At 31.2% G+C, this 7,672-nt stretch carries 8 protein-coding genes; 3 read left to right on the top strand and 5 right to left on the bottom strand.

What is annotated here, in order from left to right:
• Positions 1-287 precede the first annotated feature (287 nt).
• The 3 genes from JSS34_07910 to typA all read right to left on the bottom strand — a co-directional run bounded on the left by JSS34_07910 (position 288) and on the right by typA (position 3,681).
• The gene (locus JSS34_07910; GenBank protein MBS0186239.1) at positions 288-752 is read right to left on the bottom strand and encodes a hypothetical protein; all 465 of its coding nucleotides are present in this window, start codon (positions 750-752) and stop codon (positions 288-290) included.
• 113 nt (positions 753-865) lie between these two features.
• Complete coding sequence (locus JSS34_07905; GenBank protein MBS0186238.1) at positions 866-1,483, bottom strand: helix-turn-helix transcriptional regulator; 618 nt, start codon at positions 1,481-1,483, stop codon at positions 866-868.
• A 377-nt stretch (positions 1,484-1,860) separates the two neighbouring features.
• Positions 1,861-3,681, bottom strand: coding sequence for a translational GTPase TypA (typA, locus tag JSS34_07900; GenBank protein MBS0186237.1), 1,821 nt, complete (start codon positions 3,679-3,681; stop codon positions 1,861-1,863).
• A 435-nt stretch (positions 3,682-4,116) separates the two neighbouring features.
• On the opposite strand from typA, the gene JSS34_07895 reads away from it, so the two are divergent.
• The 3 genes from JSS34_07895 (at position 4,117) to JSS34_07885 (ending at position 6,214) form a co-directional block, all read left to right on the top strand.
• Entirely contained in the window at positions 4,117-4,389 is a 273-nt protein-coding gene (locus JSS34_07895) for an amino acid permease (GenBank protein ID MBS0186236.1), read from the top strand.
• Positions 4,390-4,395: 6 nt separating this feature from the next.
• Positions 4,396-5,334 carry a hypothetical protein gene (locus tag JSS34_07890; protein ID MBS0186235.1) on the top strand — a complete coding sequence of 313 codons (939 nt, stop codon included), beginning with the start codon at positions 4,396-4,398 and terminating at the stop codon, positions 5,332-5,334.
• A 439-nt stretch (positions 5,335-5,773) separates the two neighbouring features.
• The gene (locus tag JSS34_07885; protein ID MBS0186234.1) at positions 5,774-6,214 is read left to right on the top strand and encodes a helix-turn-helix transcriptional regulator; all 441 of its coding nucleotides are present in this window, start codon (positions 5,774-5,776) and stop codon (positions 6,212-6,214) included.
• On the opposite strand, the gene JSS34_07880 is transcribed toward JSS34_07885, so the two are convergent.
• Together JSS34_07880 and JSS34_07875 are read right to left on the bottom strand one after the other, a co-directional pair.
• The gene (locus JSS34_07880; protein MBS0186233.1) at positions 6,211-7,197 is read right to left on the bottom strand and encodes a HAMP domain-containing histidine kinase; all 987 of its coding nucleotides are present in this window, start codon (positions 7,195-7,197) and stop codon (positions 6,211-6,213) included. The two genes, JSS34_07885 and JSS34_07880, sit on opposite strands and share 4 nt — an antisense overlap.
• A 188-nt stretch (positions 7,198-7,385) precedes the next feature.
• Positions 7,386-7,559, bottom strand: coding sequence for a hypothetical protein (locus tag JSS34_07875; GenBank protein ID MBS0186232.1), 174 nt, complete (start codon positions 7,557-7,559; stop codon positions 7,386-7,388).
• Positions 7,560-7,672 lie beyond the last annotated feature (113 nt).

Here is a 7,672-nt window from a genome sequence, read left to right as displayed (position 1 = left end):
CGGAAGTTGCATCCCCTCAATCTTCCTTTTTCTTTTTACTTACGCAGTAGGTCTAGTATAGGGTTTATTTTGAAATTGTGTCATCATTTGTTCCTTAATACATAGAAAACCTATCACAGATTCTTTGATTTTCATACTTAAATTCACGCAAAAAGTTCATAATATCAGAGGAACAAGCTGAGTATTTTTGCGCCTTGAAACAATATCAATATCAATGAACAAAAAAGCGTAAATAGGATATGGCAGTATCCTATTTAACGATAACTTTTCTGATAACACTCAAGCGTTTAAATGTGTTCGCTTATTTTTTTAAAGAGTAAAAATAAAGTTTCTAAAGATTCTTTAGAAGATAAGAGCTTTGTCATAAAAGCTTCATCTGTTCCCAAATGGCCCAATAAAAAACTTTCATTATCTTTATCTTTTTTTGTTTGAATTGAAAGACCATCTCTAACTTGACAAGTTTTCTTGCGAAATTCTAAATCTTTTTGAGGGAGCGTTTCCCATGGCACAATTAAGGCATTTGTTTTCAATAAGGCTTGTGTGCAAGGATCTGTTATAAACAGGTCATTTTCTATATATAATTTTTCCCAAATCGGATTAGAAAAATAATAGTTTATTTTAGAATCTTTATTTTTTTTAAAAAAAGTAATGTCTTTAAAACCAAAAGAAATAAGATCTTTTATTTCTTCTAAAATAAGAATTTCAGAAATTTTATGACCAAAAAAAGAATGTGATTTTCCTGTATATAACATGAAATAAACTCCGAATCGTATGAAAAATTATATAAAGTATAAGATAAGATTAAAAAATAAAGCTTAGGTTATAAATAAGTATTAGTTTTTAAATTTCAAGAGTCCCATAAATGTTAATCACGTTTTCTAATCCATGAAATAGGTGCGGCAAAATTAATGGATTGAGCTTCCATAGTCTCATAATTCGTCATAAGAGGGCTTAAATTATAAAGATCTGCCTCACAAGATTTTTCAAGATTTCGAGCATATAAAGATCCGTCTTTTGTCTCAACAATACACCACTTTCCAATATGTTTTGGAATTTGTGATCCTGTTTTTTTAATTCCCCCAACGTAATCTCCAGGAGATAAAAAAGGAAGCATAGAGTCATCTAAAATAATCATAACAACACTATTGTCCCTTGAATTAAGATAATAATTGACGTCTTGAAGAATTAAAATTTCTTCCAAAATGTTTTTATTGAGATTTCCTAAAATTTCTTCTTCGCCATTCATTAACCAAAATAACAACCGCTTTTCATTTGAAGGTTCTACGCTTTTTAGGATTTTTTTTGCACCTTTTAAGCTTAATGAAGAACGGCCTTTTTCCCATGAATATAAAGTTGGCTCTGGGATTTTTGTAAGTTTTGAAAACTCATGAATAGAATGGCCCAGCTTTATGCGTAACGATTTGAGTCGCATTCCTTTTTCTATGGAACTTGAGCTTTGTGAAGAATTAATAATTTTACCCATATTATTACCATACATAGAATAGAAATGATTTTAATATCAGTCTATTTTTTTTAATTTCCATCTTCGGAGTATTCGATAAAAAGTTTTAAAATGGCCAGAAAGATTCTGAATTGCTTATGCTACAAAGATGATTGTTAGTTAAATTTTTAAGATAAAGAAAGAAAAAAATTCTATAAATCTTCAAATAATTTAGGCTTTTTGCTCTAAAAGCATGTATTATGAAGGAATTTTAAATGAAAATATAAATTTCTATAATGTTTTAAGAGGGGTAAAAATTTTAATTTTTTATAATTAATTATAAAAAATTAATTATAAAGTGATTTTTTACCCCATTTAAAGTTTGTATTCTTAATTCCAATAACTTTTTTCTAAAGAGATTACTTTTTACTTCTTTCTTCTCTTTTTCGATCATTGGGATCTAAAAGTTTTTTCCGCAAACGAATATTTTTTGGAGTTACTTCAACCAACTCGTCATCTTCAATATATGAGATTACTTCTTCAAGCGTCATGATATGAGGAGGCGTAAGTCTCATGGCCTCATCTTTTCCAGCAGCTCTAAAATTAGTGAGTTGTTTTGATTTAAGAGGGTTTACTTCAAGATCATTTTCCCTGGCATTTTCACCGATGATCATACCTTCGTATACTTTTGTTCCTCCTGTAATGAAAAGGGTTCCGCGTTCTTCTAAGTTCCAAAGAGCGTATGTTACAGCTTCTCCCTGTCCATTTGAAATAAGAACGCCACGTGTGCGTCCTTGAATTTCTCCTTTATAAGGAAGGAACCCATGAAAAAGTCTGCTTAAAACGCCAGTCCCACGCGTTGCATTTCGGAATTCACTTTGATAACCAATAAGCCCACGTGCAGGAATGACAAACGTAAGACGTACTTTTCCGCCCCCTGAAGGACGCATGTCTGTCATCTCTCCTTTTCTAAGAGAAAGTTTTTCAACGACAACGCCGCTGAATTCTTCGTCAACATCTAATAAAACTTCTTCATAAGGTTCAAGAAGAGTTCCATTTTCATCTTTTTTCATCAGAACGCGTGGTCGTGATACAGAAAGCTCGAATCCTTCTCGACGCATGGTTTCAATGAGGACACCAAGTTGAAGTTCACCTCTACCCCCAACTTCGAAAGCATCTTTATCATCTGTTTCAGTCACGGTAATCGCAACATTACTTTCAGCTTCTTTTAAAAGACGATCGCGAATCATACGAGAGGTTACTTTTGTTCCTTCTGTTCCTCCAAAAGGAGAATCATTAACACTAATGGTAATAGCCATTGTTGGAGGATCAATAGGAGTTGAAGGGAGCGGGGAGTTTACATCAAGAGCACAAATAGTATCTGAAACGGAGGTATTCGTGAGACCTGCAACAGCAATAATATCGCCCGCTTCAGCTTCTTCAATTGCAACACGTTCAATCCCACTAAAAGTAAAAAGCTTGGTTAATCGGCCTTGTTCTTTTAAGTTTCCTTTAAAATCAATAGCTTTGACAGGAATATTGAGACGGGCATGACCGCTGTATATCTTACCAATTAAAACGCGTCCTAAGTAAAGATCAGAGTCTAAAATAGTTGCAAGCATTTTAAACGGACCATTTTTATCAACCTTAGGAGGGGGAACATGACGTTTTACAAGTTCAAAGAAAGGGGTAAGATCCTTCGGTGTGTCCTTCTCAAGGTTTAAAACAGCCCATCCATTGCGTCCTGATGCATAAAGCATCGGAAAGTCTTGTTGTTGATCAGTGGCTCCAAGACCCATAAAAAGATCAAAAATTTCTTCATGAACCGCGTCAATACGTGCATCGGGACGATCAACTTTATTGATGATAACAATAGGATGCAAACCTAAAGCTAAGGCTTTTGATAATACAAATTTTGTTTGGGGAAGCGGGCCCTCTGAAGCATCAACAAGAAGAGCTACGCCGTCAACCATTGAAAGGACACGCTCAACTTCTCCTCCAAAATCTGCGTGACCTGGGGTGTCAACAATATTATATTTAACCCCTTGAAAAGTCATAGATGTACATTTTGCAAGAATGGTAATGCCACGTTCTTTTTCAAGATCATTCGAGTCCATGACACGTTCGGTGACAACTTGGTTATCACGATAAGTTCCACTTTGTTTTAAAAGAGCATCTATAAGAGTTGTTTTACCATGGTCAACATGGGCGATGATTGCAATATTCCGTATTTCAGTCATAGGTTCTTCATTTCTCAAAAGGGTGATTAAGTTAAAGAGTCACCATAAAGGAAAAGGGAGCTTAATTTCAAGAAAATCTTTTAAATTTGGTCTTTTTCTTCTTAAAAGAAGAAGCTGTTGACAGCTTTATTCTCCAAAAGAAAAAAGAGATCGCTCCCCTCTTAAGTAGATTTTTTGAAGACATGGATATACCATAACAACAGGTGGTGTTATTTTGTTGGGTTGTTAATTCTAAGTCCCATTATTTTAGAATTGACATTGTTTTTTAAGGTTAGATAAGATAAAAAAATGACATTAAATCTTTTTATATCTTTTTTTGAAAATTTCTTTCTTTTTGCGCTATAAAGCGCAAAATAATACTCTTTTCCCTTTTTTGTTAGTTTTTTAATATTCTAGTCTTTTGATTAGATAAATTTTTTTTGTGTGAGTAATCTGATGAAAAAATTTATTCTTTCGGCATCTCTTGTTGCAGGAACTTCTATTGGAGCTGGTATGATAGCTCTTCCAATGATTCTTTGTAAAATTGGCATTCTTCCAAGTATAGGCCTTATTATAACATTTTGGTTTTTTATGTATCTGTCTGCTCTCTTAAGCTTAGAACTTAATTTGCGTGCTGGAAAAGGTCTTTCTATAGGAGAACTTGGACAATTTTATAGAGGGTCTTTTTTTTCTTGCATTGGATCTTTAAGTTTAATGTTCTTAAGTTAAGCTCTCTTGTGTGCATATTTATATGGTGGTGCTTCTATTTTTCAAAGTTTTTTTGAACCTTATTTTGGTCGTTCTTATCCTTTAGAAAGTATTTTAGTTATTTATGTTTTAATTCTCTCTTTAATCTTAAGTTTTTCTGTTCATTTGGTGTTGCACATTAATAAAATTTTACTGACAGTGCTTTTAGGAACTTTTGGGCTTCTTGTATTTGGTCTATTCAAAAGGCTAGATCTTTTTCATCTCCCTTTTTTTTCTAAAAATATTGGAGAACTTAAAACTTGGACACCTCTTCTGCCCATTTTATTCACAGCATTTGGCTTCCATGTTATTTTTCATACGCTTACAAATTTTTGTCATAAAAACCCTCTTCTTTTAAAGCGCGCTGTTTTTTGGGGAAGCCTTATTCCTGCTGGTGTTTATATCATTTGGACATTAACAACTCTTGGAATTCTTTATCATAATGCTCCCTATAAATATTATCTTTTAACGATCGGGAAATTAGAAGTTGGTCAATTTGTTCATGCTCTCATGGAAACAACTGCTTGGCCTTTGGTACAAACACTTGTAAGCATTATTTCAATGATTGCAATTTTAAAATCTTCTATCGGTGTTAGCCTTGCTTTATATGAATTTTGGTCGGAAAAGATAAGTAAAAGAAATATTTTGGAATCTTTTAAAGGAAAAGCCATTGCATTAAGCTTGACAATTATGCCCCCGTTTCTTTTTTCTCTGTTTGTTCGAGAGCTTTTTCTAAAAGCATTAGGCTTTGCAGGTTTGATTTTAGTTATAATTGCTCTTTTACTCCCTCTTTGGTTTATAAATTCTCCAAAAGCGCAAAAAATAAACCCTTTTTATCCTCTTATTGAAAACAAAGGGTTACAGGGTTTATTGTTAATTTTGGGTGTGTTGATTTTTATATGTGAGATTGTAAACATGGTTTTTTAAGAGGAAAAATATAATTTTCTTTTTTTATGACACTGTCATTTTGGAGTTTAAAAAGACAGTGTCATTATCAAAGTTAAGAAAAACGGCATAAAGTCTAATCAAAAAGAGGAAGATATGTGTTTTTTGCATTTAAAAATCTTTAAATTTTAGATTTTTGGTATATTTTAATCTCAAGAAAAGCTTAATTTTAAATATGCAATTGATTATTTTCCAAAAAAAAAGAAAGTGTGATTGATATAATTGTTGAAAAACGTTCGTTTTTTATGATATAAATCGTTTTATTGTGCTCTAAAAATAAAAAAGTTGTAGTTTTAAATCAGTTTAAACATTTTTTATCATATTTTTTTTAAAAATAATCTGATACTTTCTCAAAAGTGTTTCAAAGCTTAAGAAACTTCTTTGTTTTGTAATTTTTTATTAAGTAGAATCTCAAGGAAAAATGACATCAATTCTTCAATTTCAAATTAAAAATCGTCTTGCAGAAAAAAATTTATCTGTATCAGCTTTAGAAAAAAGAGCAGGTCTTGGAACCAATAGTGTTCGAAAAATTCTTATGGGAGCCTCTAAGGATCCTGGTATTCGAGTTTTGCGTTCGGTTGCAAATATTCTTGGATGTTCTGTAAGCGAACTTCTTGGAGAAAAACAAGAACCATATTCTCCTCTTGCTTCATTTCATCACCAAAAAAAATCATATCCTTGGGACCTTACCCTTTATTTACAAGCCTGTAAAATTGTGGATAGTCTTATTAAGAGAAATGAGCTTGATCTTCCAGCTCAGCGTGTGACAGAAATTATTTGGGAAGTTTACACGTTCTCTTTTTCAAAAACTCCACCTGCCATTGATATGAGTTTTTGTGAATGGCTTTTTGATAAAAACTAAGACATATTTTCTTTTTCTGCAGAGATTTTTTTTATAAGAATCTTTGTAACATTCAAATTGTTTTTAATGCCATAAGAAATTTTCCACCCAAGACGTTGGGTGAGATTAAGAAGGTTCTTTTGATCTTTTTCAACAATATCGTCATTAGATTTTTGTCCTGTTAAAGAAGAAAGATATTTCAGACGGTCTTGAGAAAAAAGAAGGCCCGTATCAATAATTGTAAGAAATAAAAGGTCAGAGACTTTTTTAAGACGAATGGTTATCTTTGCATGGGGAAGAGTTCTTTTTAAAATAGCCTTAAAAATAATATAAAAAATGTAATAAACAACTCCTTCTCTACATTTAACTATTTCATCTGAGCCCTGTATGGAAAAAGCAATCTTTTGATCTTTTAATTCCTTTGAATAAGATTTTTGTATTTCAAAAAGCACTTTTTTGAGAGAAGTCTTTTCTAAAGAGTCTGAATAGGTTTTATTTTTTTTAAAAGTTTTTGCGAGAATATTTTTAGAAAATAATTTTCCAATAATTAAAGTATCTTTTTCTGAAAAGTATGAAACAGTTTGAGGACGAAAAATTTTTTGAGAAGAAAAATTATTTATAAAATGGGATAGAAATAGCTCGAAAACATTTTTATTAAAAACGTTCCATAAATTGGAAAGTTTCTTAGGAATTAGAAATCCCAAAAAACTCTGCATGATACAAAACATAAAACAAAATAAAATAAAGAATTGGAATTGTCCTTGGGATGTTTCTAAAAATGCTTTTAACTTGTAAGCAAGGTCCTTCAAGTTTTTTTGATATATTATGGGAGAGACATTCTCTTTCAAAAGAGGTGTTTTTCCCTCAAAATCAACATAATAAAAAATGTCGGTTTCATGAGGATTATGAATTTGATTTTGCGGCAGATGAAATGTAAAAAGAGGACATAAACTAATAAAAAATAAAAGAAGAGAATATAAATTTATCTTGATATATTGATTCATTATGAACCTCACAGTAATCTTTTAAATAATAGGGATATAAGAAATAAAATTAAAACATATAAATAAGGAGCCCTGATCACGGTAGGAAAAATTATAATATTTTATAATTTTTATGCCTGCCTTTAAGCTATGTCAAACATTTATTTTTTTAGAGAATTATTTCAAAGAGATATTTTATATGAAAAAAATTAATGGAGTAATTCTTGTGTGATTTTATCATCAAGATCATGGTGTGCTTTATTGAGATAAGAAAGCCAATCTTTAATTTGTGCTTGTTCAAGAGAATGAAAATCTTCATCTTTGTTAATAATTAAATAAAGGTCGTGAATTTCTCCTGGTTGGAGGTAATTTATTTTTTTCAAAAAATAAATAAATTCTAGGTAGTGTCCACTTTTGAGCAAAGAAAGTCATTTGTACAAGAAATAAAAAAACCAGTTGTTTTTCAATAAGATAGTTTCATATAGCTCTAAAAATT

Source organism: Pseudomonadota bacterium, from assembly GCA_018242545.1.
In the GTDB taxonomy this organism is placed as follows: domain Bacteria; phylum Pseudomonadota; class Alphaproteobacteria; order 16-39-46; family 16-39-46; genus 16-39-46.
The sequence above is the reverse complement of the archived record's forward strand: the minus strand, read 5'-3'. Positions and strand labels throughout refer to the sequence as shown.

Excerpts from the sequence above, each read along its gene's own strand:
- JSS34_07910 (MBS0186239.1), bottom strand. The coding sequence starts at position 752 with ATGTTATATACAGGAAAATCACATTCTTTTTTTGGTCATAAAATTTCT.
- JSS34_07905 (MBS0186238.1), bottom strand. The coding sequence starts at position 1,483 with ATGGGTAAAATTATTAATTCTTCACAAAGCTCAAGTTCCATAGAAAAA.
- typA (MBS0186237.1), bottom strand. The coding sequence starts at position 3,681 with ATGACTGAAATACGGAATATTGCAATCATCGCCCATGTTGACCATGGT.
- JSS34_07895 (MBS0186236.1), top strand. The coding sequence starts at position 4,117 with ATGAAAAAATTTATTCTTTCGGCATCTCTTGTTGCAGGAACTTCTATT.
- JSS34_07885 (MBS0186234.1), top strand. The coding sequence starts at position 5,774 with ATGACATCAATTCTTCAATTTCAAATTAAAAATCGTCTTGCAGAAAAA.
- JSS34_07880 (MBS0186233.1), bottom strand. The coding sequence starts at position 7,197 with ATGAATCAATATATCAAGATAAATTTATATTCTCTTCTTTTATTTTTT.